The 22078-nt window shown below is 70.0% G+C and carries 22 protein-coding genes, 1 tRNA gene and 1 pseudogene; 18 read left to right on the top strand and 6 right to left on the bottom strand.

Going from position 1 to position 22078, the window contains the following annotated elements; all coding sequences use genetic code 11:
* Positions 1-25 precede the first annotated feature (25 nt).
* On the top strand, positions 26-250 hold the full coding sequence (locus KBY67_RS02405) for a hypothetical protein (protein ID WP_255108331.1): 225 nt from the start codon (positions 26-28) through the stop codon (positions 248-250).
* 9 nt (positions 251-259) lie between these two features.
* Here the strand turns inward: KBY67_RS02405 and KBY67_RS02400 are convergent, their stop codons facing one another.
* Entirely contained in the window at positions 260-1162 is a 903-nt protein-coding gene (locus KBY67_RS02400) for a helix-turn-helix domain-containing protein (RefSeq protein WP_255108328.1), read from the bottom strand.
* A gap of 40 nt (positions 1163-1202) precedes the next feature.
* Here KBY67_RS02400 and KBY67_RS02395 point away from each other — a divergent pair.
* Both KBY67_RS02395 and KBY67_RS02390 read left to right on the top strand, forming a co-directional pair.
* Positions 1203-1276 (top strand) — tRNA-Arg (locus KBY67_RS02395).
* A gap of 142 nt (positions 1277-1418) precedes the next feature.
* A complete protein-coding gene (locus tag KBY67_RS02390) occupies positions 1419-1871 on the top strand; it encodes a cupin domain-containing protein (protein ID WP_255108325.1) in 453 nt (150 codons plus the stop codon).
* Here KBY67_RS02390 and KBY67_RS02385 read toward each other — a convergent pair.
* The gene (locus tag KBY67_RS02385) at positions 1786-2664 is read right to left on the bottom strand and encodes an acyl-CoA desaturase (protein ID WP_255108323.1); all 879 of its coding nucleotides are present in this window, start codon (positions 2662-2664) and stop codon (positions 1786-1788) included. The two genes, KBY67_RS02390 and KBY67_RS02385, sit on opposite strands and share 86 nt — an antisense overlap.
* Positions 2665-2730: 66 nt before the next feature.
* On the opposite strand from KBY67_RS02385, the gene KBY67_RS02380 reads away from it, so the two are divergent.
* The 4 genes from KBY67_RS02380 to KBY67_RS02365 are packed head-to-tail and all read left to right on the top strand — an operon-like array spanning position 2731 to position 6054.
* Positions 2731-3201, top strand: a complete 471-nt coding sequence (locus KBY67_RS02380; RefSeq protein ID WP_255108311.1) for an NAD(P)H-dependent oxidoreductase subunit E — start codon at positions 2731-2733, stop codon at positions 3199-3201.
* The gene (locus KBY67_RS02375; RefSeq protein ID WP_255108309.1) at positions 3198-4778 is read left to right on the top strand and encodes a NuoF family protein; all 1581 of its coding nucleotides are present in this window, start codon (positions 3198-3200) and stop codon (positions 4776-4778) included. The genes KBY67_RS02380 and KBY67_RS02375 overlap by 4 nt, the downstream gene beginning before the upstream one ends.
* Positions 4775-5491, top strand: a complete 717-nt coding sequence (gene hoxU / locus KBY67_RS02370; RefSeq protein ID WP_255108307.1) for a bidirectional hydrogenase complex protein HoxU — start codon at positions 4775-4777, stop codon at positions 5489-5491. The genes KBY67_RS02375 and hoxU overlap by 4 nt, the downstream gene beginning before the upstream one ends.
* Positions 5488-6054, top strand: a complete 567-nt coding sequence (locus KBY67_RS02365; protein ID WP_255108305.1) for an oxidoreductase — start codon at positions 5488-5490, stop codon at positions 6052-6054. Before hoxU ends, KBY67_RS02365 begins: the two co-directional genes overlap by 4 nt.
* A 6-nt stretch (positions 6055-6060) precedes the next feature.
* On the opposite strand, the gene KBY67_RS02360 is transcribed toward KBY67_RS02365, so the two are convergent.
* Positions 6061-6834, bottom strand: coding sequence for a Coq4 family protein (locus KBY67_RS02360; RefSeq protein WP_255108303.1), 774 nt, complete (start codon positions 6832-6834; stop codon positions 6061-6063).
* 84 nt (positions 6835-6918) lie between these two features.
* Here KBY67_RS02360 and KBY67_RS02355 point away from each other — a divergent pair, with 84 nt between their 5' ends.
* The 4 genes and pseudogenes from KBY67_RS02355 (at position 6919) to KBY67_RS02340 (ending at position 9651) form a co-directional block, all read left to right on the top strand.
* On the top strand, positions 6919-8382 hold the full coding sequence (locus KBY67_RS02355) for a Ni/Fe hydrogenase subunit alpha (protein ID WP_255108301.1): 1464 nt from the start codon (positions 6919-6921) through the stop codon (positions 8380-8382).
* On the top strand, positions 8379-8849 hold the full coding sequence (locus tag KBY67_RS02350; RefSeq protein ID WP_255108298.1) for a hydrogenase maturation protease: 471 nt from the start codon (positions 8379-8381) through the stop codon (positions 8847-8849). The genes KBY67_RS02355 and KBY67_RS02350 overlap by 4 nt, the downstream gene beginning before the upstream one ends.
* Positions 8842-9183, top strand: a complete 342-nt coding sequence (hypA, locus tag KBY67_RS02345) for a hydrogenase maturation nickel metallochaperone HypA (protein WP_255108296.1) — start codon at positions 8842-8844, stop codon at positions 9181-9183. The genes KBY67_RS02350 and hypA overlap by 8 nt, the downstream gene beginning before the upstream one ends.
* A 92-nt stretch (positions 9184-9275) precedes the next feature.
* Positions 9276-9651: pseudogene (locus KBY67_RS02340) on the top strand (group 1 truncated hemoglobin).
* Between the two features lie 78 nt (positions 9652-9729).
* Here KBY67_RS02340 and KBY67_RS02335 read toward each other — a convergent pair.
* Positions 9730-10260: a cytochrome b/b6 domain-containing protein gene (locus tag KBY67_RS02335; RefSeq protein ID WP_255108295.1), complete on the bottom strand. Its 531-nt coding sequence runs from the start codon at positions 10258-10260 to the stop codon at positions 9730-9732.
* Positions 10261-10417: 157 nt separating this feature from the next.
* Here KBY67_RS02335 and hypB point away from each other — a divergent pair, with 157 nt between their 5' ends.
* The 7 genes from hypB to hypE are packed head-to-tail and all read left to right on the top strand — an operon-like array spanning position 10418 to position 20541.
* Entirely contained in the window at positions 10418-11104 is a 687-nt protein-coding gene (gene hypB, locus KBY67_RS02330; protein ID WP_255108293.1) for a hydrogenase nickel incorporation protein HypB, read from the top strand.
* Positions 11101-13464, top strand: a complete 2364-nt coding sequence (hypF, locus tag KBY67_RS02325; RefSeq protein WP_255108291.1) for a carbamoyltransferase HypF — start codon at positions 11101-11103, stop codon at positions 13462-13464. Before hypB ends, hypF begins: the two co-directional genes overlap by 4 nt.
* Before the next feature lie 59 nt (positions 13465-13523).
* Positions 13524-13721 (top strand): HypC/HybG/HupF family hydrogenase formation chaperone, encoded by a 198-nt coding sequence (locus KBY67_RS02320; protein ID WP_255108289.1) that lies wholly within the window; start codon positions 13524-13526, stop codon positions 13719-13721.
* 30 nt (positions 13722-13751) lie between these two features.
* Positions 13752-17378 carry a pyruvate:ferredoxin (flavodoxin) oxidoreductase gene (gene nifJ / locus KBY67_RS02315; RefSeq protein WP_255108287.1) on the top strand — a complete coding sequence of 1209 codons (3627 nt, stop codon included), beginning with the start codon at positions 13752-13754 and terminating at the stop codon, positions 17376-17378.
* A complete protein-coding gene (locus KBY67_RS02310) occupies positions 17375-18397 on the top strand; it encodes a dihydroorotate dehydrogenase-like protein (protein WP_255108284.1) in 1023 nt (340 codons plus the stop codon). Before nifJ ends, KBY67_RS02310 begins: the two co-directional genes overlap by 4 nt.
* A complete protein-coding gene (gene hypD, locus KBY67_RS02305) occupies positions 18394-19506 on the top strand; it encodes a hydrogenase formation protein HypD (RefSeq protein ID WP_255108282.1) in 1113 nt (370 codons plus the stop codon). The genes KBY67_RS02310 and hypD overlap by 4 nt, the downstream gene beginning before the upstream one ends.
* A 3-nt stretch (positions 19507-19509) precedes the next feature.
* Positions 19510-20541 (top strand): hydrogenase expression/formation protein HypE, encoded by a 1032-nt coding sequence (gene hypE, locus KBY67_RS02300; protein WP_255108280.1) that lies wholly within the window; start codon positions 19510-19512, stop codon positions 20539-20541.
* Positions 20542-20699: 158 nt separating this feature from the next.
* Here the strand turns inward: hypE and KBY67_RS02295 are convergent, their stop codons facing one another.
* Positions 20700-21032, bottom strand: a complete 333-nt coding sequence (locus KBY67_RS02295) for a hypothetical protein (RefSeq protein ID WP_255108278.1) — start codon at positions 21030-21032, stop codon at positions 20700-20702.
* Positions 21033-21118: 86 nt separating this feature from the next.
* On the bottom strand, positions 21119-22078 hold the full coding sequence (gene gluQRS / locus KBY67_RS02290) for a tRNA glutamyl-Q(34) synthetase GluQRS (protein ID WP_255108478.1): 960 nt from the start codon (positions 22076-22078) through the stop codon (positions 21119-21121).

The following is a 22078-nucleotide window of genomic DNA, read 5'->3' as shown; positions in this document are numbered from 1 at the left end:
GGCTCCCCTCCCCTCCGCCTCGGCCATGCTGCTGCGCCTGCGCCTGTTGCTCACCAGCCTCGGCGGCGGCCTGCTGCTGCTGGTGATCCTCTGCCTCGGCGCCCAGAACCTGGAGGAGCGTCCCAGCCTGCGACTGGGGATCGGCCGCAGCGCACCCCTGCCCAGCGGCTTCCTGGTGGGGCTGGCCCTGGCGGCGGGGGTGATCAGCGGCGGCAGCGCCACGGCCCTGCTGCTGCCCCGCCGGGACTGACCGACAGGATCAGCTGCCGGGAAGGGCGTACAACGCCCCCTCCAGCACCAGCCGGGTGATGCCCTGGCCCACCAGATAGGTGGCGGTGCGCTGGATCACCTGGCTGTCGGGCATCTTGATCACCCGCTGGGTGCGACCGCACTGGCGCTTGGCCTGGCGCGGATTGGCGAACACCACCAGAGCTTGGCGCGCCTGCTCGTCGTCGGGGAGGGCACCGAGTTCGGGGAAGTCACTCAGGGGCCTGGTCTGCAGCTCCACCGTCTTATCCACCAGCATGTAAAGGCTGGCGGGCAGGGGAGCGCTCTCCAGGGGCTGGCAGACCACCGCCGAGCGCTCCTGCAGTCCCGCAGCCGCAGCGCTGAAGTGGGCACCCGCCACCACCGGCACCATCGTGAAGACATTGCCCTCAGCGTCGGTGTCATCACCATCGTCGCTGCCGTCGCCCTCGCTGTCATCTCCGTCGACGTCCTCGCCGAAGTCATCGGCGTCATCAATCGCCAGCACACCCGGGCCGGTGCCGTCATCGTCGTCGATGGCTGGATCGAGTTCGTTCACCACCTCGAGTTCGTTCACCGCCTCGAGATCGAGATCGCCCGCAGGATCGGATTTGGATTCGAGATCGGGTTCGCCTGCCGGACCGGGAACACCGTCGGCAATCCTTCCGGCGGCAAGCTCCTGCGTGGCCGCCGGGCTGGGAGCTGTTGCCGGGGGGGCTTCCAGCTGAGCCACGGGGCGGCCGCGTTCCTTTTTGAGCTGCTCGTAGAGCTCGGGAGCGAGGGCGAGTTTCACCACCCGCGTCACGGTGTTGGGGCTGCAGCCGAAGCTGTCGGCAAGGGCCGCGCTGGATTCACCGGCTCGCCACCGCTGCACCAGCTCCTGTTTCTGGGCATCACTGAGCCGGGAGGCCACCATCGAGCAAGTTGCGCAGCATCCCAATCTAGGCTGAGGCGATGGGCCGTTAGCTCAGCTGGATAGAGCATGCGACTTCTAATCGCACGGTCGCTGGTTCGAATCCAGCACGGCCCGTTCCCCCATCCCCCGGCTGCTGGTGCCCTGCAGCCCCACCAGCATTCCCTCACCTGCGCGCCATTCGGTAGCCGAAGCGCCGACCGCTCCGGTGATTTGTCAACAACGTTGACAAATCTTGTAACTCCGAGTGGTCCATCCCATGGCCCTGACACGGCGCGTCGAGCTGCTGCCCTGGAGCGCACCGCCTCAGGCAATGCCCTGTTCAGCCACGCCCAGCCCAGCGACGAAACCCTGGTCGCCGATCTCGCCCCCCCATCAGCCCGTCTCCCTCTTCTGCCACCGCCGCCAGACCGATCAACTGATCCTGCTGCGCGGCTCCCTCGAGCTGGTGGTGCTGGAGGACGGCCGGCTGGTGCGCATTCCTCCCGGCGTTCCCTACGGGGCGATCAACACAAGCCGCCACTACGCCACGGTGGTGAATGCCGTGCTGCGCCATGGTCCCCCTGACCCCCGCGATTACCAGCCGCGGCCGCTCCCCCACAGCCTGAGGGCCCAGTGGCAGGAGCTCATGGGCGAGCCCGCTCCAGCAGATCCTCCGCGGCCGGCAGGCGCAGGCGATCAGCCCAGCCACAGCGCTCCAGGCCGCGGATGAAGGCATAGGTGGGATCGGGCAGCCGCAGCACGCGTCCCTCGCGCACCCCGAAGCCCTGCCGCACCGACCACTGGAAGGCGTGGTGCAGGTTGTGCCAGCCCTCGCCGAGGGTGATCAGCGCCACCCAGCCGTTGTTGCGGCTCCTGTCGTCAGTGAGAAACGGCCGCTCACCGGACAGGTGGGCCACGGAATTCACCGTGGCCACCCCGTGGAAGAGAAGGGTGGTGCTGAGGAAGAACGCCGCCAGCCACTCCAGGCCTCCCAGGGCATACGACAACCCGCCCAGTGCCAGCAGCGGCAAGAAATGCAGCCGATCGATCAGGCGCATCACCGGATCGGCCTCCACATCGGCCGGCAGCCGCTCCGGGAAAAACGAAGGCACCAGCAGCCAGCCCACCTGTGAGTGCCAGAACCCGCTCAGGCCCGCCTGGGGCGCCAGGGGGGAGTGGGGGTCGAGGCCGGTGTCGACGTGGCGGTGGTGGGCCAGGTGGTGGGCCTTCCACCAGCTCGGGCCCATCTGCCCCGACGAAGCCCCCACCAATGAGCCGATCCAGTGCACCGGCCTGGGGGCCCGGTAGCTGCCATGGGTGATCAGGCGGTGATAGATCGCGGTGGTGGCCAGCATCCGGATCAGGTAGAGGGCCAGGGCCCAGCCGGCGGCCGCCAGGCTCAGGCCGGTGACCAGCAGCAGCAGGCAACCGATGTGGGACAACAGGATGAAGACCGGCCCCAGGGAATAGAGAAATCGAGTGAGACCGGTGTTCAGGGGGAACCGCTGTAAAGAGAAGTTCACGTTAAGTGCTGCTCCTGGGGGGGCGAGCCCGCCCTTCCTAGTTTTGAGGTCTGGGTTCGGGTCCCCATGGCCACTGCCAGTGCCCCCTTTGCGGCCCTTGAGCCCCTGCTGCTGCGTCACCACAGCCGGGCCGATGCCCTGATCGAGGTGCTCCATGGCGCCCAGCAGTGCTACGGCCACCTCAGCGATCCGCTGCTGCGTCACGTGGCGGAGCGTCTGCAGCTGCCCCTCAGCCGGGTGAAGGGGACCGCCAGCTTCTATCACCTCTTCCGTTTCCAGCCGCCGGCCCGCCACCGCTGCGTGGTCTGCACCGGCACCGCCTGCCAGATCCAGGGGGCCCCGGCCCTGATCGCCGCCATGGAGGAGGACCTGGGGCTGAAGCTGGGCGCCAGGCGCGGGGATGGCTGGGTGAGTCTCTCGGAGGTGCGCTGCCTGGGCACCTGCAGCGACGCGCCCCTGGTGCAGATCGACGACAGCATCGGCCGTCAGCAGACCGTCGCCGGCCTGCGCCGCTGGCTGCAGGAGCTGGAGCCATGAGCGGCCTGCGCTACTGCGCTTCGGCGGGCTGCCTGGCCAGGGGCTCCGGCGCCCTGATGGAGGCCCTGAACACGGCCATCTCCAGGGGCGAACTGGGGGACCAGATCCAGCTGCGACCGGTGGGCTGCCTGGGCCCCTGCAGCCAGGGCCCGCTGCTTGCCCTCGATCCCGATGGCGATCTCTATGCCGGTGTGGACCCGCAGGACGCCGAAACCCTGGTGGCCGCTCTGGCCCGGCGGCTGCATCAGAGCTCTGACCAGGCGACGCCGCTGGAGTGGGCCCCCGCCAGGGGCCAGCGCCTGGATCTCAGCGAGCCGTTCTTCCAGCGCCAACGGCGGATCGTGCTGGAGCACTGCGGCCTGATCGATCCCACCGACCTGGAGCAGGCGATCGCCGTGGGGGCCTACGGCCAGCTGGAGCGGGTGCTGCAGGGCTGGAGCCCGGAGCAGGTGGTGACGGAACTGCAGCGCAGCGGCCTGCGCGGCCGTGGCGGCGCCGGCTATCCCACCGGCCTCAAGTGGGCCACCGTGGCCCGCATGCCTGGGGCCCGCAAGGTGGTGGTCTGCAACGCCGATGAAGGCGATCCCGGCGCCTTCATGGACCGCGCCGTGCTGGAGGGCGATCCCCATCGGGTGCTGGAGGGAATGGCGATCGCCGCTTATGCGGTGGGGGCCGACCACGGATTCATCTACATCCGCGCCGAATACGAGCTGGCGATCGAGCGGCTGCGCCTGGCGATCGAGCAGGCCGTGGATCGGGGCCGGCTCGGGGCGGGGCTGTTCGGCACGGGTTTCGGCTTCACGCTGGAGCTGCGGGTGGGGGCCGGCGCCTATGTCTGCGGCGAGGAAACGGCGCTGATCGCCTCGATCGAGGGCAAACGCGGCACGCCGCGCCCCAGACCCCCCTATCCCGCTGAGCGCGGCGTGGGCGGGAGACCCACCCTGATCAACAACGTCGAAACCTTCGCCAACGTGGCGCCGATCCTGCGGGAAGGCGCCGACTGGTTCGCCGCCATCGGCAGCGCCGGCAGCAGCGGCACCAAGGTGTTCAGCCTCACCGGCCACGTGCGCCGCGGCGGCCTGGTGGAAGTGCCGATGGGCACCAGCCTGGCCACGGTCGTGCTGGAGATGGGCGAGGGCAGCCCGCACGGCTCCGCCGTCAAAGCGGTGCAGACCGGCGGACCTTCCGGTGGCTGCGTGCCGGCCGATCAGCTCGACACCCCACTCGACTACGAAAGCCTCCAGGCCCTGGGCACGATCATGGGCTCCGGCGGCATGGTGGTGCTGGATCAGAGCACCGACATGGTGGCTTTGGCCGCCTATTTCATGGCCTTCTGCCGTGAGGAGTCGTGCGGCAAGTGCGTGCCCTGCCGCGCCGGCACCGTGCAACTGCATGGGCTGCTGGAGAAGATCCTGGCTGGCCAGGCCAGCCACGCCGACCTCGATCAGCTCGAAACGCTCGGGGCCATGGTGATGGACACCAGCCTCTGCGGCCTGGGCCAGAGCGCCCCAAAACCGATGCTGAGCACCCTGCGCTACTTCCGCGGCGAGTACCTCGCACGGCTGGAGGCGCCATGAGCGTGCGCACCCTGCGCATCGACGGCCGCGATGTGGCCAGCGCCGACGACGCCACCGTGCTGGAGGCCGCGCGCGACGCCGGCGTGGTCATCCCCACCCTCTGCCACCTGGAGGGCCTCTCGCCGGTGGCCGCCTGCCGGCTGTGCCTGGTGGAGATTGAGGGCAGCGCCAAACTCCAGCCGGCCTGCATCACCCCGGTGAGCGAAGGCATGGTGGTGCATACCGCCACTCCCCGCCTCCAGGAGATCCGGCGAACGGTGATCGAGCTGCTGTTCACCGAGGGCAACCACGTCTGCGCCGTGTGCGTGGCCAACGGCCATTGCGAACTGCAGGACCGCGCCGTAGAGGTGGGCATGGACCACGCCCGCCTGCCCTACCGCTTCCCTGATCGCCCCGTCGACCTCTCCCACCCGCGATTCGGGCTCGACCACAACCGCTGCATCCTCTGCAGCCGCTGCGTGCGCGTCTGCGACGAGGTGGAGGGCGCCCACGTCTGGGATGTGGCCTGGCGGGGGGAGCACTGCCGGATCATCGCCGGGCTCGATCAGCCCTGGGGCGCCGTCGACGCCTGCACCGACTGCGGCAAGTGCGTCATGGTCTGCCCCACCGGCGCCCTGTTCCACAAGGGCGACAGCGAGGGGGAGAAGCACGAGGATCCCAGCCGGCTGGCGGCCCTGCTGCGGGCCCGCCATGCCCGCCAGGAGGCCCCATGAGCCTGGCCGCAAAGCTGCCGAAGCTGCGTCTGGCCACGGTCTGGCTGGCGGGCTGCTCCGGCTGCCACATGTCGTTCCTGGATCTCGACGAGTGGCTGATCGAGCTGGCGCCGCGCATCGAGATGGTCTTCTCGCCGATCGCCTCCGACACCAAGACCTACCCCGAGGCCGTGGATGTGGCCCTGGTGGAGGGGGGCGTGGGCAACAGCGACAACCTGGCCCTGATCTATCAGGTGCGCCAGCGCAGCCGCCTGCTGGTGTCCTTCGGCGACTGCGCCATCACCGCCAACGTGCCTGGCCTGCGCAACCCGCTCGCAGGTCCCGCCGCCGTACTCGATCGCTCCTACCTGGAGCTGGCCGACGGCAGCGCCCAGTGGCCCCACGCCCCGGGCCTGGTGCCCGAGCTGCTGGAGCGGGTGCTGCCAGTGCATGAGTTGGTGCCGGTGGATCTGTTCCTGCCGGGTTGCCCCCCGCCAGCCGAGCGCATCCGCGCCGTTCTCGACGCCCTGCTGCGGGGCGAGCAGCCGCTGATGGAGGGCCCGGAGATGATCCGCTTCGGCTGAGGGGGCTCAGGCCGCCAGGGCCGCGGCCACCTCGGGGTTGCTGTACCAGCTGCGCACGCCTTCGCGCACCGGCGTGATGCCCAGCTCAGCGCGCAGCTCCTCGAGGTCCTGTCCCATGCGCTGCTCCCAGATCACCGGAAACAGCCGCTTGGCGGCGGCGCCGGTATCGAGCCCATCCACGATCAGCCGCAGGATCGCCCTGGCCGTGCGGGCCTGATCCTCAACGCTGCTGAGTTCGCTGGCGGGTGTGCTGCCCATCAGCCAGCTCAGCATCAGTGAGATCAGATCGGTGAAGCCCAGGCCGGGATGGTTGAACTGACCCACGCTGATGCTGATCACCCCGATTTCACCGTAATTGTCGAGGCTGTAGCCGCTGAGGATGTGGTGAAGATCATGGGTGGCGAACACCCGGTAGTTGATGTAATCAGCGTCAGTTTCCAGATTGTTGTAAAAGGCCGGATCAGGGAAGAAGTTGATGTCGTAGCCGTGGGTGTTCAGCACCGTGGCGTAGGTGTGGCCGAGGCTGCCCTTGGGCAGGGCGGCGAGGGCCTCCACGTCGTAGGGGCCGCAGAGGCGGCGTTCCTTGATCAGGGCGGCGGAGGCCGGGTCCTTCTCCAGGATCCGGGTGCACAGCTTCATCGGATTCGAGTCCCTCAGCCGATGGGAGAGCAGGAACACGTTGCCCGCATCCTTACCGCCCCCCACCGCCAGATCGGCGAGCTCTAGAAAATCCTGCAGGTTGTGCTGGGCGGCGATCGTGTTGAGGTAGCGGAAACCCATGAATGGAGGCGCGGTGAACAGCGGTTGGACAGGCAGACGGAGCCAGGGAGCGCTTCTAGCCTGGTGGTGACGGCCTGATCCGCCATGACCCGCACGATCCTGATCGATCCGGTCACCCGTATCGAAGGCCACGCCAAAATTTCGATTCATCTCGACGCCAGCGGCGCCGTGATCAGCGCCCACTTCCATGTGGGTGAATTCCGCGGCTTCGAGGCCTTTTGCGTCGGGCGGCCCTTCAGCGAGATGGCGTCGATCACAGCGCGCATCTGTGGCATCTGCCCGGTGAGCCACCTGCTGGCGGCCGCCAAGACCGGCGACCAGCTGCTGGTGGTCACGATTCCGCCGGCGGCCGAGCGGCTGCGGAGGCTGATGAACCTGGCCCAGATCATCCAGTCGCACGCGCTCTCCTTCTTTCACCTCAGCAGCCCCGATTTCCTGCTCGGCTGGGACAGCGACCCGGCTCAGCGCAATGTGTTCGGGCTGATCGCCGCCGATCCCGAACTGGCCCGCGGTGGCATCCGTCTGCGCCAGTTCGGCCAGGCGGTGATCGAGCGGCTGGGTGGACGCAAGATCCATCCGGCCTGGGCGGTGCCCGGAGGCGTGCGCAGCCCGCTGCAGCCGGCCGACCGCGACTGGATCCGCTCACGCCTGAGCGAGGCCGTCGCCACCACCCGCGGCGCCCTCGATCTGTTCAAACGCCTGCTGGATGGGCCGCTGGTGACGGAAGCCGCTGTGTTCGGCGACTTTCCCTCCCTGTTCATGGGGCTGGTGGGGCCGGATGGCCGGTGGGAGCATTACGGCGGCCGCCTGCGTCTGATCGACAGCACGGGCGCACTGGTGACGGCCGAGCTGCCGACCGATGGCCTCAGCGCCGTGCAGCTGGGCGGCCTGCTGGCCGAAGCAGTGGACCCCTCCACCTACCTGAAGTTCCCCTATTACAAACCGCTGGGCCCTGAAGCGGGCAGCTACCGGGTGGGTCCGCTGGCCCGCCTCAACGTCTGCGAGCGCATCGGCCACGAGCAGGCCGACCGGGAGCTGCTGGAGCTGCGCCAGCGCGGCGGCCGGGTGGTCACCAGCTCTTTCCTGTATCACCTGGCCCGGCTGATCGAGATCCTCGCCGCCCTGGAGGCGATCGAGGCGCTGCTCGATGATCCCGCCCTGTGCGACACCCACGTGCGCGCCCATGCCGGGGTGAATGCCCGCGAGGCGGTGGGCGTGAGCGAAGCGCCCCGCGGCACCCTCTTTCACCACTACCGCGTCGACTCAGACGGACTGATCGAGGCGGTGAATCTGATCATCGCCACCGGCCAGAACAACCGGGCGATGAACCGCACGATCACCCAGATTGCCCGCCAATACATCCAGGCAGGCCCGGCCGTTGCCGGCGTGCCGGAGATCGCCGAGGGCCTGCTCAACCGGGTGGAGGCCGGCATCCGCTGCTTTGATCCCTGCCTCTCGTGCTCCACCCACGCCGCCGGCCAGATGCCGTTGCATGTGCAGCTGATCGGCCCCGAGGGGGAGCTGCTGCGCGAACGGTGGCGGGAGTGAGCACAGGTGAGTGGCAGCGGCGCCACGATCTGCTGATCGGCTGGGGCAATGGCCTCCGCCAGGACGACGGCGTCGGCCTCCTGATCGCCGAGCGGGTGGAGGGCTGGAGCCGACCGGGGCTCGAGGTGCTGGCGATCCCCCAGCTCACCCCCGAGCTGGCACCACGCTTGGCGGAAGCGGCACGGGTCTTGTTCGTGGACGCAGCTCTGGCGGCGGCCTGTCCGGACCCCGGCTGGACACTGGCGCAGCTGCCGCGGTGGTCTCCAGGCCCCCAACCCCTGAGCCACCACGCCAGCCCAGGCGCCCTGCTGCAGCTGGCCTGCAGCCTCTATGGCCGCACCCCGCCCGCCTGGCAGTTGTTGGTGCGCGCCCACAGCTTCGAGCTGGGCACGGAGCTCACAGCCGCCACCGCCGCCCTGCTGCCCGAGGCCCTGGCGGCTGTGGGGCGCTGGTGCGGCGATGCATGAGCTGGCTCTGATGGAGGAGGTGCAGCGAATCGCCCTGGAGGCGGCGGCGGCCGAGGGCGCCCAGCGGATTCACAGCCTGCGGCTCAGGCTGGGACGGCTCTGCGGGGTGGACCCCGACGCGCTCCGCTTCGCCTTTGAGGTGGTGATGGCCGAAGAGGTGGCTGCCGGTGCCCGGTTGGAGCTGGAGGTGGTGCCCACCCTCTGCCGCTGCGGGCTTTGCGGAGTGCCATTCGAGCCCGAAGACGTGATCCTGGCCTGCCCGCACTGCGGCTCCCTGGCGGCGGAAGTGCTGGCGGGGCGGGAGCTGGAGCTGATCGGGCTGGAGGTGTCCTGAGGGGGAGGTATCGAGACCCTCATGCCGCAGAGCTGCTGGATCTTCGAGTCCAGTCCTCTCATCCACACCTCCACTTCTTACATTCAGCCAACATGACATCCTTGTTTGATCAACTCGGCGGAGCCGCTACCGTGGATCTGGCCGCGGACAAGTTCTACGAGCGAGTGCTGAGCGACGATCGAAACAAGCACTTTTTTTGCGGGCGTTGACATGATCAAGCATCGGGCCCATCAAAAATCTTTCCTGACTTATGCTTATGGCGATATTGATCAATACGATGGCCGCCACATGCGGGAAGCCCACAAAGAATTGGTTGCCCAGCAAGGCTTGAACCCCCAACACTTTGATGCCGTTGCCGAAGACCTGATGCTCACCCTGGAGGACATGGATGTTTCCTCAGAGCTCAGGGCCAAGGTGGCCGCCATCGCCGCCGCACCTCAGCACAAGAAAGATGTGCTCAATCAGTGAAATCCAGCCCCGAGCCCTCTCCCATCCTTGAGGGCTGTCCGCACCTTCAACCGGAGGATGCGGGGATCAACTCGTGGATCAGCGGCCCCCGGTGAACTGGCGCTTCATCTGCCCCAGCCAGTCGCGCGGTTGGTCGCCGGGCCGGTGGCGCAGGCTGAACATCGAGCGGGCCAGGGGGATGCCGCCCGTGCCCACCACCCCCGCCAGGTGGCCGAGTACCGCAGCGCTGATCACCAGCCAGGCCAGCAGGTGCAGGCCGTACACCAGGTGGTGGAGTTGGCCCTGCCGCAGCCAGTCTTCCTGCATCAGCTTGCCACTGCCGACCGCCAGAGCCAGGGCCAGCAGGGCAGCGGCGTTGGCTGGCCGCCGCAAGCGGCGGGCGCCGATGGTGAAGCTGTAAAGGGCGAACAGCAGCGCCAGGGGCCAGAGCGCCACGCCGACGCTGCCGTGGAGATCGATCCAGTCGCCGCCAGGCTCGAACGGCAGACGGCCCCAGCGGCCGTCGTAGCGGCTGTACACCAGCAGTCCACTGCCCGAGCAGGCCAGCACCAGCAGCGCCGTGGTGCCGTGCAGGCTGCGCAGCAGCGATGGTTGGTAAGGCCGGGCCATGGCAGCGGGACGGACAACGGGGCGGCCCCATCCAGGGGTGTGTCGCTCCTAGCAGGACCGAGAGCTGAGGAGTGAGAACTGACGCTGCGGATCATTCAACGATCCGGTCACGGGCGTCCTCTATCTCCAGACTGAGCACAACGCATCCGGCCCCGCCATGTGCTCCCACTGCTCCTGCGGTCAGCCCAGCCGCACCCTCCAGCTGCGCCACAACCTGCTGGAGCGCAACGACGGCAATGCCGAGCGCAACCGGGAGCGCTTCGCCGCCACCGGGCTGCTGGTGGTGAACGTGCTCTCAGGGCCCGGCGCCGGCAAGACCGCCCTGCTGGAGCGCCTCGCCCGCCAGTGGGCCCATGGCCCGGTGGGGGTGATCGTGGGTGATCTGGCCACCGACAACGACGCCCGCCGCCTGCGCTCCGCCGGCGCCCGCGCCATTCAGATCCAGACCGGTGACCTCTGCCATCTGGAGGCCTCGCTGGTGGATCGAGCCTTCGACCAGCTCGACACAGGCGGGATGGAGCTGCTGCTGATCGAGAACGTCGGCAATCTGGTCTGCCCCACCGCCTTCGACCTGGGCGAACGCCTTCGCCTGGTGCTGCTCTCGGTCACCGAAGGAGAGGACAAGCCGCTCAAGTACCCGGCCCTGTTCCAGTCGGCCGATGGGGTGGTGATCAACAAAGTTGACCTGGCTGAAGCCGTGGGCTTCGATCGCCCCCAGGCCCTGGCGGCCATTGCCGGGGTGGCGCCCCAGGCGCGCATCTTCGAGCTCTCGGCCCGCAGCGGCGAGGGGATGGAGCCATTGCTGCACTGGCTGAGCCACCAGCGCCAGGGGGCGCTGGTGTGATCCGCCGCCAGCGGCTGGAGATCGAGGGGCTGGTGCAGGGGGTGGGCTTCCGGCCCCTGGTGGCGCGGCTGGCACAGGAGCTGGGCCTCTCCGGCCAGGTCTGCAACACCGGCGCCGGGGTGCGGCTGGAGCTGCAGGGGCCCGCTGAGGCCCTCGGCACCCTGCTGCAACGGCTGCAGCAGCAGCTGCCCCCCCAGGGCCGCATCGACCGGATCAGCCGCCAGGAGCTGGCCCCCGAGCAAGGGGCGGCGGGCTTCGCCATCCAGCCGGCTCCTGCGGCGGAGCCGGCTGGAAAGGGTGATCAAGGCCCGGTGCGCTGGGCGCTGATCCAGCCGGATCTGGCCCCCTGTGCCGCCTGCCGCGCCGAGCTGCGCGACCCCGTCGACCGCCGCTGTGGCTACCCCTTCATCAGCTGCGTGAGCTGCGGCCCGCGCTACAGCCTGCTGGGGGCGCTGCCCTTCGAGCGGCAGAACACCAGCCTGGCGCCCTTCCCGCTCTGCCCCGCCTGCCAGGGCGACTACGACGATCCAGCCAATCGCCGCTGCCACGGCCAGACCATCGCCTGCCCCCGCTGCGGACCGCGGCTGAGCTGGTGGGCCAGGGGCGGCCTCGAGACCTTGAGCGATCCCCGTGAGCCGGACCCAAGGCGACTCAGCCCCTGCCTGCGGGCGGCCGCTGCCGCGCTGATGGCGGATCAGATCGTTGCCCTCAAGGGCGTCGGTGGCTTCCAGCTGCTGGCGCGGGCCCGCTCAAAGGCGGCAGTGGCGGAACTGCGGCGGCGCAAGGGCCGCCCCGAGAAGCCCCTGGCGCTGATGGCCCCGGGCCTGGCCTGGGTGCGGCGCCACTGCCTACTGAGTCCGGCGGAAGCCCAGCTGCTGGATTCAGCAGCGGCGCCGATCCTGCTGCTGCGCCGCCGTGGCCAGGGGGGAGTGTGCGCCGCTGTGGCCCCGGCCAACCCCTGGCTGGGCGTGATGCTGCCCAGCAGTCCCCTGCACCTGCTGCTGCTGGAGCTGCTGGCTGAACCGCTGGTGGCCACCAGCGGCAACCGAAGCGGGAACCCGCTCTGCCACGACGACAGCACCGCCCTGCGCGAACTGGCGGACCTGGCCGATGGCGTCTTACTGCACGACAGAGCGATCCTCAACCCCGTGGATGACTCCATCGCCCAGGTGGTCTGCGGCGAGGCGATGCTGCTGCGCCATGCCCGTGGCTACGCCCCCAGCGCCGTCGAGCTGCCGGGCCCCGCCACGGCGGTGGCCATGGGCGGCCAGCTCAAGGGGGCCCTGGCCATCGGCTGGGGCCGGCGGGCCTTGCTCGGCCCCCATCTCGGTGATCTCGGCACCGAGGCCGGCGAGCGCCACTACCGCCGCAGCCTGGCGGCCGCCCTGGGGCGCCACCGGCTGGATCCCGCCAGCTACGCCGTGGATCTGCACCCCGGCTACCTCTCCCAGCGGATCGGCCTGGAGCTAGCTGCGGCCGGCGGTCACGCCGCGCCGCTGGGGGTGCAGCACCACCACGCCCACCTGCTGGCCTGCCTGGCGGAGCACGGGCTCACACCACCCCAGGTGGGGGCCGCCTGGGACGGGGCCGGCCAGGGCAGCGACGGCACGGTCTGGGGCGGCGAAGTGCTGCGCCTGGAGCAGGCCGGCTTCAGCGTGGTGGCGCGGCTGCGGCCCTTTCCCCTGCCGGGGGCGGAGCGGGCGATGCGGGAACCGCGGCGGGCGGCCCTGGGCCTGCTCTTCGCCGCCGGGGGAGCGGCGGGTCTGGATCAGGCGGCGGAACTGGCGCCGCTGGGGGCCTTCACGGCCGAGGAGCGGCGGGTGCTCACGCGCCTGCTGGAGCGGGGCCTGCAGAGCCCGTGGTGCTCCAGCGTCGGTCGTCTGTTCGATGCCGTGGCCTCCCTGCTGGGTCTGCAGCAGCGCTGCAGCTTCGAGGGCCAGGCGGCCCTGGCCCTGGAGGCCGCCGCCAGCCAGGCCGCCGAGCGCTCCACGCCCCCCAGGCCCTACGTCCTGCCCCTGCTGGACGGAGTGCGGGACGGAGGCGAGCCCTGGCTGCTCGACTGGCAGCCCCTGCTGCTGCACCTGCTCGACGATCTGCGCCGGGGGGTGGCCGCAGGGCCCATCGCCCTGGGCTTCCACCACGCCCTCGCCGAGGCGCTGGTGGCCCTCGCCGAGCGTCTGGAGCTGGAGCGGCTGCTGCTGGGCGGCGGCTGCTTCCAGAACCGCCTGCTGCTCAGCCTGACGGTGGACGGCCTGCGCCGCGCCGGCATCGAGCCGCTCTGGCCCCGGCGGATTCCCTGCAACGACGGCGGCCTCGCCCTCGGCCAGCTGATGGCGGTCAGCCTCGGCGCCTCTGGCTAGAACCGAGGCAGGCCCGGCAGGGCCCTGCTGGCGTGAGGTGGGCTGCGATGTGTCTGGCCATGGCTGGGGAACTGATCGGGATCGAGGATCGCCGCCCGGCGGATTGCCCCGAGGAGGATCCGGCCCTCTGGCGCATGGGCCTGGTGGAGTTCTCGGGCGTGCGCCGGGAGGTGAGCCTGGCCTGCGTGCCCGACGCGGTGATCGGCGATCGGCTGCTGGTGCACGTGGGCTTTGCCCTGAGCATCGTCCAACCCTGAGGAGGTTCCGGCCATGACGGAGAGGAGCGCATGACCCGGGCAACGCTTGATGGCAACGAGGCGGTGGCGCGGGTCGCCTACCGGCTGAACGAGGTGATGGCGATCTACCCGATCACGCCGGCCTCGCCGATGGGGGAATGGGCCGATGGCTGGGCCGGCGAGGGCCGCCCCAACCTCTGGGGAACGGTGCCCCGGGTGGTGGAGATGCAGAGCGAGGGTGGGGCAGCGGGGGTGCTGCACGGCGCCCTGCAGGCCGGTGCGCTCACCACCACCTTCACCGCCTCCCAGGGCTTGCTGCTGATGCTCCCCAACCTCTACAAGATCGCCGGCGAACTCACCGCCACGGTGGTGCACGTGGCCTCCCGCGCCCTCGCCGGCCAGGCCCTCTCGATCTTCGGGGACCACAGCGACATGATGGCCGTGCGCGGCACAGGCTGCGTCCTGCTCTGTTCCTCCTCGGTGCAGGAGACAGGTGATTTCGCCGCCATCGCCAGCCTGGCCAGCCTGCGCAGCCGCCTGCCCGTGGTGCACTTCTTCGACGGCTTCCGCACCTCCCACGAACTGCAGACCGTGGAGCTGATCGAGGATGACCTGTTGCGTGCGCTGATCCCCGCAGAGCTGATCGCCGCCCACCGCGGGCGGGGGCTCAGCCCCGACCACCCGGTGATCCGCGGCACCAGCCAGAACCCCGATGTGGCCTTCCAGGCCCGTGAGGCCGCCAATCCGTTCCACGACGCCGCAGCCGGCCTGGTGCAGGAGGCGATGGACGCCTTCGCCGGCCTGAGCGGCCGTGCCTATCAGCTCTACGAGTACCACGGTCACCCACAGGCCGAGCGGGTGCTGGTGCTGATGGGCTCAGGCTGCGAAACGGCCCATGAAACCGTTGATGCCCTCATCGGCGGCGGCGCCCGGGTGGGAGTGCTGAAGGTACGGCTCTATCGGCCCTTCGCGGCCGAGCGCCTGCTGCGGGCCCTGCCGGTCACCACCCGGGCGATCGCGGTGCTCGATCGCTGCAAGGAGCCGGGCAGCGGCGGCGAACCTCTCTACCTCGATGTCTCCAACGCCCTGCGTGAGGGATGGGCCGCACGGGTGGCCGCGGATGAGGTCGGCGGGGTCGCCCCCCTGCCGCGCTTGCTGGGCGGCCGCTACGGCCTGGCCTCCAAGGAGTTCACCCCTTCCATGGTGCGGGCTGTGTTCGCGGCCTTGGAGCGACCCGGCACCCCCAACCCCTTCACCGTCGGCATCGACGACGACGTGACCCACCGCTCCCTGCCGCTGGAGGACGCGCGCGACGCGGGCGAGGGCCCCGATCCCGGAGCGGCCTTTGCCGCGATCCTCTACGGCCTCGGCTCCGACGGCACGGTGGGGGCCTGCAAGAACACCATCAAGATCATCGGGGCGGCCACTGCGCTGCACGCCCAGGGCTATTTCGTCTACGACTCCAAGAAGTCGGGGGCGGTCACGGTCTCCCACCTGCGCTTCGGACCGGAGCCGATCCGCTCCACCTACCTGGTGCGCCAGGCCCGCCTAGTGGCTTGCCACCACTGGGACTTCTTTGAGCACTTCGATCTGCTGGCTGAAGCCCTGCCAGGGGCCACCCTATTGCTGAACAGTCCATGGCCGGCAGAGCAGTTGTGGCCTCGGCTGCCCCGCGCGGTGCAGGAGCAGATCGTCGAGCGCGATCTCAAGGTGCTGGCGATCGAGGCCTCGGCGATCGCCCAGGAACTCGGTCTGGGCGAACGGATCAACACCGTGATGCAGGTGGCCTTCTTCGCCGCCGCCGGGGTGTTGCCGCTGGAGCAGGCCCTCGAGGGGATCCGCGGCGCGATCCGCCACAGCTACGGCGGCAAGGGCGAGCGGGTGGTGCGCAGCAACCTGTTGGCCGTCGACATGGCCCTGAGCCGCCTGCGGCCGATGCCGATCGGAACGGTGGGCGAGAGCGCGTTGGGGGCCGAGCGGGAGGCGCTGCCGCCCCCCCTGGCCTCTGCGCCGGCCTGGGTGCGTGAGTTGATCGGGCCGCAGCTGGCACGCCAGGGGGATCGCCTGCCCGTGAGTGCCCTGCCTCCGGATGGCACCTTCGCCTCCGGCACGGCCCGCTGGGAGAAGCGCAACATCGCCGAATCTGTCCCTGTCTGGGAAGCCGACCTCTGCGTGCAATGCGGCAAGTGCGTGATGGTCTGTCCCCACGCCGCGATCCGGGCCAAGGTGGTGGAGCCGTCGACCCTGGCTGACGCGCCAGAGGGCTTCGTGAGCACGGCCGCCCGCGACCCCCATTGGAGCGGCCTCAGCTTCAGCCTGCAGGTGGCCGGCGAAGACTGCACCGGCTGTGGCCTCTGTGTGGAGGTCTGCCCGGCCCGCGACCGCACCGAGCCCCGGCGCAAGGCGATCAACATGGCCCCCCAACGCCCCCTGCGCCAGAAGCTTCGCCACCACTGGGACTACGCCCTGGGCCTGCCCAGCCCCGACCGCCGCGACCTCGACCTGCGCCACATCCGTCAGCAGCAGCTCCAGGAGCCCCTGTTCGAGTTCTCCGGAGCCTGCGCCGGCTGCGGTGAAACCCCCTACATCAAGCTCGCCAGCCAGCTCTTCGGCGACCGCATGGTGGTGGCCAACGCCACCGGATGCTCCTCGATCTACGGCGGCAACCTGCCCACCACCCCCTGGAGCGCCAATGGCGAAGGCCGCGGCCCCGCCTGGAGCAACTCCCTGTTCGAAGACAACGCCGAGTTCGGCCTCGGCTTCCGCCTCGCCTTCGACCAGCGCCGGACCATCGCCGAGCACCAGCTGCGGCAGCTCGCCGCCCCAGCCGCTGCCTGGCTGCCAGCGCCCCTCGTCGAGGCCCTGATCGGCGCGGATCAGACGGACGAGGCGGGCATCCACGAACAGCGGCAGCGGGTGCTGGAGCTGCGCGCGCTGCTGCAGCAGCGCCTCGAAGTGGACGGCTCAGCCCGCGCCCAGTGCCCTGACACCGAGGCCGCCCGCACCCTGCTCTCCCTCGCCGACGATCTGGTGAAACGGAGCGTCTGGCTGATCGGCGGCGACGGCTGGGCCTACGACATCGGCTCCGCCGGCATCGACCATGTTCTGGCCAGCGGCGCCGACGTCAACATCCTGGTGCTCGACACCGAGGTGTACTCCAACACCGGCGGCCAGATGTCGAAGGCCACCCCAATGGGAGCCGTGGCCAAGTTCGCCAGCGGCGGCAAGGCCACCTCCAAGAAGGACCTGGGGCTGATGGCGATGTCGTATGGCCACGTCTACGTGGCCAGCGTGGCGATGGGTGCCCGCGACGAACAAACCCTCAGGGCATTCCTGGAGGCGGAATCCTTCCCCGGTCCTTCGCTGATCCTGGCCTACTCCCACTGCATCGCCCATGGCATCGACATGGCGCAGGGCATGACGCAGCAGAAGCGGGCCGTGGACTCGGGGCGCTGGCTGCTCTACCGCCACGACCCGCGCCGCGCCGAGCGGGGTGAAAACCCCCTGGTCCTGGATTCGCGGGCCCCATCGCTGCCGATGGCGGAGGCGATGGCCAGCGAGAACCGCTTCCGGATGCTGACCTACAGCCATCCGCAGCAGGCACGGGACCTGACCCGTCAGGCTCAGCAAGAGGCGCGCCAGCGCTGGGAGCGCTACCAGCGGATGGCGGAACCATGAGCGGACCCGACCTCAGCAGCGACTACCTCGGCCTGCCCCTGGACTCGCCGCTGGTGGTGGGGGCGGCCGCCCCCCTGAGCGCTGACCCTGATCGGATCCCCCGCCTGGCCGAGGCCGGGGCCGCGGCGGTGGTGCTCCACTCCCTCTTCCTGGAGCAGATCGAGCGCGACTGGCAAAACTGGGACCACCATCGGCATCTGGGCAGCGAGAGCTACGCCGAAGCCCTCAGCTACCTGCCCAGCCTCGAGCCGCGCCACCTGGGAATCGAGGGCTACCTCCACGAGATCGAAACCGCCTGTCGGCGGGTCGACATTCCGATCATCGCCAGCCTCAACGGCACGGAGGAGGGCCACTGGGAAGCGATCGCCCAGGCCGTGGAACAGGCCGGTGCCGCCGCGATCGAGCTCAACCTCTATGCGGTCCCCACCGACCGGACGATTGACGCCAACGCCATGGAAGCGGCCCAGGTGGCGATCGTGCGCAGCGTCTGCGCGGCCACAAGCCTGCCCGTGGCGGTGAAGCTCAGCCCCTATTACACCAATCTCAGCCACCTGGCCCACGCCCTGAAGGCCGCCGGCGCCAGCGCCCTGGTGCTGTTCAACCGCTTCTACCAGCCCGACATCGACATCGAGACCCTGGAGCCCTGCTCAAACCTGCTGCTCAGTTCAGCGGCAGATCAGCGGCTCCCCCTGCGCTGGATCGCTCTCCTGCACGGTCGGGTTCCCCTTCAGTTCGCCGCCAGCGGCGGCATCAGCCACGGCACCGATGTGGTGCGAATGCTGATGGTGGGCGCCAGCGCGACGCTGGTGGTCTCGGCACTGCTGCGCCATGGCCCGCAGCACCTCCAGACGCTCCGCGCCGAGTTGAGTCACTGGCTTGAGGAGCATGGCCATGGCTCCGCCCGCGAGCTGCTGGGCTGCATGAGCCAGCGGCGCTGCCCCGACCCCGCCAGCTACGAGCGGGCCCAGTATCTGCAGGCCATCTCCGTTGAGCCGCCGGGCATGGCCTGGGAACCATGAGCCCCAGCGACACCCACTCGTCTAGTGCGAGCAAGCGGGTGCACCACCTGCTCGACGCCCTACACGCCGAGATCAGCCGCAGCTGGACCCTGATGGAAGTGTGCGGCGGCCAGACCCACGCGATCCTGCGCCACGGGCTCGATCAGCTCATCCCGCCGCAGCTGGAGCTGATCCACGGGCCAGGTTGTCCGGTCTGTGTCACCGCTGCGGAAACGATCGATCGGGCCCTGCAGCTGGCAGCCCTTCAGGACGTGATCCTCTGCTCTTACGGCGACATGCTGCGGGTGCCGGGCACGGGGCCCGCCCACCTGCTCCAGGCCCGCGCCGCTGGCGCCGATGTCCGCCTGGTGACCGCCCCCCTCGATGCGCTGACCCTGGCGAGGGCCCATCCCGAGCGGCAGGTGGTGTTCTTCGCGGTGGGCTTTGAGACCACGGCCCCTGCCACGGCGCTGCTGGCCCACCAGGCCTGGAGCAGCGGCACGCAGAACCTCAGCCTGCTGGTGGCCCACGTGCGCGTGCCGCCGGCGATGGAGGCAATCCTGGCCGCCCCCGGCTGCCGGGTGCAGGGCTTTCTGGCGGCGGGCCATGTCTGCACCGTGATGGGCCGCCAGGAGTACGAGCCGATCGCGGCACGCCTGCGATTGCCGATCGTGATCACCGGCTTCGAGCCCGTCGATCTGCTGGAGGGGATCCTGCGGGCCGTGCGTCAGCTGGAGCGGGGCGAGGGCCGGGTGGAGGACGCCTACCCACAGGCCGGAGCCGGCGAGGGCAATGCCGCGGCCCGGGCCCTGATCGAGCGGGTGTTCTGCCGCAGCGACCGACACTGGCGCGGCCTGGGGGTGCTGCCAGCCAGCGGCCTCAGCCTGCGCCCCCCCTACGACGCCCTCGACGCGGAGCGCCGCTTCCCGACCGCCGCCCCACCGGCCCCTGCCGGCAACGGCAACGGCGACCAAGGCTGCATCAGCGGCCAGGTGCTGCAGGGCCTGGTCCGTCCGGACGCCTGTCCCCGCTTTGGCCGTGGCTGCAGCCCCGAGCGGCCCCTGGGGGCGCCGATGGTGTCGGCGGAGGGGGCCTGCGCCGCCTACTGGCGTTACCGCCAGCGGGCCTGAACCATGGCCACACCGCTGCAGTTCCCATGTCCGATCAGCCCCGACGACGGCGAAGTCGTGCTGCTCGGCCACGGCGGCGGCGGTCTGCTCAGCCAGCGGTTGCTGGAGCAGCTGATCCTGCCGGCCCTCGGCAGCGCGGGCGGTGTGCTGCTCGATGCCGCCACCCTGCCAGCCGAGGCCGGCGAGCTGGCCTTCAGCACCGACGGCCATGTGGTGCAGCCGCTGGAGTTTCCCGGCGGCGACATCGGCTCCCTGGCAGTGATCGGCACCGTCAACGACCTGGCGATGGTGGGGGCCACGCCCCTGGCCCTCAGCCTCAGCCTGATCCTGGAGGAGGGGCTGCCCCTGGACACCCTCAGCCGGGTGCTGCGCTCGGCCGCCGCCGCCGCCGGGCGCTGCGGCGTGTCGATCGTCACCGGCGACACCAAGGTGGTGGAGCGGGGCAAGGCCGATGGCCTCTTCATGACCACCGCCGGCATGGGCCGCATCCCCCCGGGAGTGGCGATCGGGCCGGCGGCCATCCGCCCTGGCGACGCGATCCTGGTGAGTGGCGACCTGGGCCGCCACGGCGTGGCCATCCTGGCGGCCCGGGAGGAGCTGGGCTTCAGCACCAGCCTGGAGAGCGATTTGGCCCCGCTTCACGGCAGCGTCCAGGCGTTGCTGGCGGCCGGCCTGGAGATTCATGCCCTGCGCGATCTCACCCGCGGCGGACTGGCATCGGCCTTGCATGAACTCTGCCGCGATGCCGGCCTGGGGGCCCTGGTGCAGGAGCCGCTGGTGCCGGTCCATGGCGCCGTGGCCGCAGCCTGCGATCTGCTGGGCCTCGATTCGCTCACCATGGCCAGCGAGGGGCGCTTCGTGCTGATGCTGCCGGCGGCTCAGGCGCAGGAGGCCCTGAAGCTGCTGAGCCGAGAGCAACCCAGCGCCGCGCTCATCGGCCGAATCGGCGGCGAGGCCGTGCTGCTGGAAACCTCCCTGGGAGTGCTCCGCCCGCTGGAACTGGGCCGAGGTGAGTTACTGCCCCGGATCTGCTGAGGGCCCGAGCCCCTGGGGGCTGGGATGATGAGATCTTCTCTTCCCTTGAGCAGCCATGTACACCGACTGGACCGCCGTGATCCTGCTGCTGCTCACCGCCGTGCCCCTGGGGGTGGTCGTGGCCACGACGGTCTTCTTTATCTGGCGCCAGAAGAAACTCAAGCAGCGCTGATGTCGCGAGGGGCGGCCAGATGATCAGCAAGGCTGCCCTGGCCGAGGCAGTCGAGGCAGGTGCGGAAGCTGCGCCCCCCCAGACGCAACACACCACTGCCACCGCAGTGGCTGCAGCGCTGGCTGGCCCTCTGTGCTGAGCCCCTCACCGAGGGAGATGGATGGGCTGGATGGGTGCCACCGTGGGAGAACGGTTCAGTGGCCGCGAGTTCAGAAGCTGTTTCAAAGGCGCCGGGGAACGACACCACCACCCGTGAAACGGTTCCATCACGAGCCAAATATTCCGGACTGACAAGGCGTTCCGGACTGGAGCTGGACACGAGCAAAGGCTCCGGTGCTTCGTTCAACAGTCTGGGATCAAAGGTCGGCCTTTGATCCCGAAACCTTCCTTAAGAGTTCCCAGCCCTCAGATCCTGCGCCGCAGTTGGGCCTTCAGGCGCGACAAATTCAGGTCCTGCAGCAGTTCCACCGCACTCAGGCGGCTGCCGGCCGGCACCAGATCCAGGCTTGCCGCCATCCTGCCGATCACCCCAGCCGCATCGAGGCCCTCCTGGCGCAGTGGCTCCAGCCCCGGAGCCCCCTGCCGCTTGGCCAGCCGCTCGCCGGCCTCATCCAGCCAGAGGGGCCCATGCCAGGTGGTGGCAAACGGCCGCCCCAGGCACTCGCTCACCGCCACCTGCGGCGCCGTCGAACGCCAGAGGTCAGCGCCGCGCACCACCGTGGTCACCGCCAGCAGCAGATCATCCACGGCTGAGGTGAGGTGATAAGCGAGGACACCATCGGCGCGGCGCAGCACCACATCGCCCACCTCGGTGGCCGCCTCCAGGCAACCCCTGGCACCGATCTCCTCCCTCCAGCGCAGGGGCCCCGGCTCCAGCCTCAACCGCCAGCTGGGCAGCCTGCCATCGACGGGGCCCCAGCCCACCTCCCGATCCCGGCAGGTGCCCGGATAGAGCGGCCAGCCGCCATGGGGCGCCGCTCCATCCGCCAGCATCCGGCGGCTGCAGCGGCAGGGATAGAGGGCGCCGCCTCGGCGCAACGCCGAGAGCACGGAGGCATAGAGCCCCGTGCGCTCGCTCTGGCGCACGGGAGGACCATCCCAGCTGATCCCCAGCCAGCTGAGATCGGCCTCGATCGACTCGATCGCTCCAGGGCGCTGGCGCGGGCGATCGAGGTCGTCATGGCGCAACAGAAAACGCCCCCCACTGAGCCGGGCCTGCAACCAGGCCAGCAGGGCCGTGCGCAGGTTGCCCAGATGCAGAGGGCCGCTCGGAGAGGGGGCGAATCGCCCGGTGGGGCCCTGGAGGCGGCGCTGGTCTGCCGCCTCGATCAGGGCCTCGAGCCGGGAGGGGAGATCAAGCCCCAG

It is taken from the genome of Synechococcus sp. RedBA-s (genome assembly GCF_024345495.1).
Classification (GTDB): Bacteria; Cyanobacteriota; Cyanobacteriia; order PCC-6307; family Cyanobiaceae; genus Regnicoccus_A.
This window is presented reverse-complemented; position numbering and strand designations above follow the sequence as displayed.

Bases quoted from the DNA above. Each gene is read 5' to 3' on its own strand.
- hypD (WP_255108282.1), top strand. From the start codon at position 18,394: ATGAGCCCCAGCGACACCCACTCGTCTAGTGCGAGCAAGCGGGTGCAC.
- KBY67_RS02335 (WP_255108295.1), bottom strand. From the start codon at position 10,260: ATGGCCCGGCCTTACCAACCATCGCTGCTGCGCAGCCTGCACGGCACC.
- KBY67_RS02310 (WP_255108284.1), top strand. From the start codon at position 17,375: ATGAGCGGACCCGACCTCAGCAGCGACTACCTCGGCCTGCCCCTGGAC.
- KBY67_RS02405 (WP_255108331.1), top strand. From the start codon at position 26: ATGCTGCTGCGCCTGCGCCTGTTGCTCACCAGCCTCGGCGGCGGCCTG.
- nifJ (WP_255108287.1), top strand. From the start codon at position 13,752: ATGACCCGGGCAACGCTTGATGGCAACGAGGCGGTGGCGCGGGTCGCC.
- KBY67_RS02360 (WP_255108303.1), bottom strand. From the start codon at position 6,834: ATGGGTTTCCGCTACCTCAACACGATCGCCGCCCAGCACAACCTGCAG.
- KBY67_RS02400 (WP_255108328.1), bottom strand. From the start codon at position 1,162: ATGGTGGCCTCCCGGCTCAGTGATGCCCAGAAACAGGAGCTGGTGCAG.
- KBY67_RS02355 (WP_255108301.1), top strand. From the start codon at position 6,919: ATGACCCGCACGATCCTGATCGATCCGGTCACCCGTATCGAAGGCCAC.
- hoxU (WP_255108307.1), top strand. From the start codon at position 4,775: ATGAGCGTGCGCACCCTGCGCATCGACGGCCGCGATGTGGCCAGCGCC.
- KBY67_RS02390 (WP_255108325.1), top strand. From the start codon at position 1,419: ATGGCCCTGACACGGCGCGTCGAGCTGCTGCCCTGGAGCGCACCGCCT.
- KBY67_RS02320 (WP_255108289.1), top strand. From the start codon at position 13,524: ATGGCTGGGGAACTGATCGGGATCGAGGATCGCCGCCCGGCGGATTGC.
- hypB (WP_255108293.1), top strand. From the start codon at position 10,418: ATGTGCTCCCACTGCTCCTGCGGTCAGCCCAGCCGCACCCTCCAGCTG.
- hypA (WP_255108296.1), top strand. From the start codon at position 8,842: ATGCATGAGCTGGCTCTGATGGAGGAGGTGCAGCGAATCGCCCTGGAG.
- hypE (WP_255108280.1), top strand. From the start codon at position 19,510: ATGGCCACACCGCTGCAGTTCCCATGTCCGATCAGCCCCGACGACGGC.
- KBY67_RS02380 (WP_255108311.1), top strand. From the start codon at position 2,731: ATGGCCACTGCCAGTGCCCCCTTTGCGGCCCTTGAGCCCCTGCTGCTG.
- KBY67_RS02375 (WP_255108309.1), top strand. From the start codon at position 3,198: ATGAGCGGCCTGCGCTACTGCGCTTCGGCGGGCTGCCTGGCCAGGGGC.
- KBY67_RS02365 (WP_255108305.1), top strand. From the start codon at position 5,488: ATGAGCCTGGCCGCAAAGCTGCCGAAGCTGCGTCTGGCCACGGTCTGG.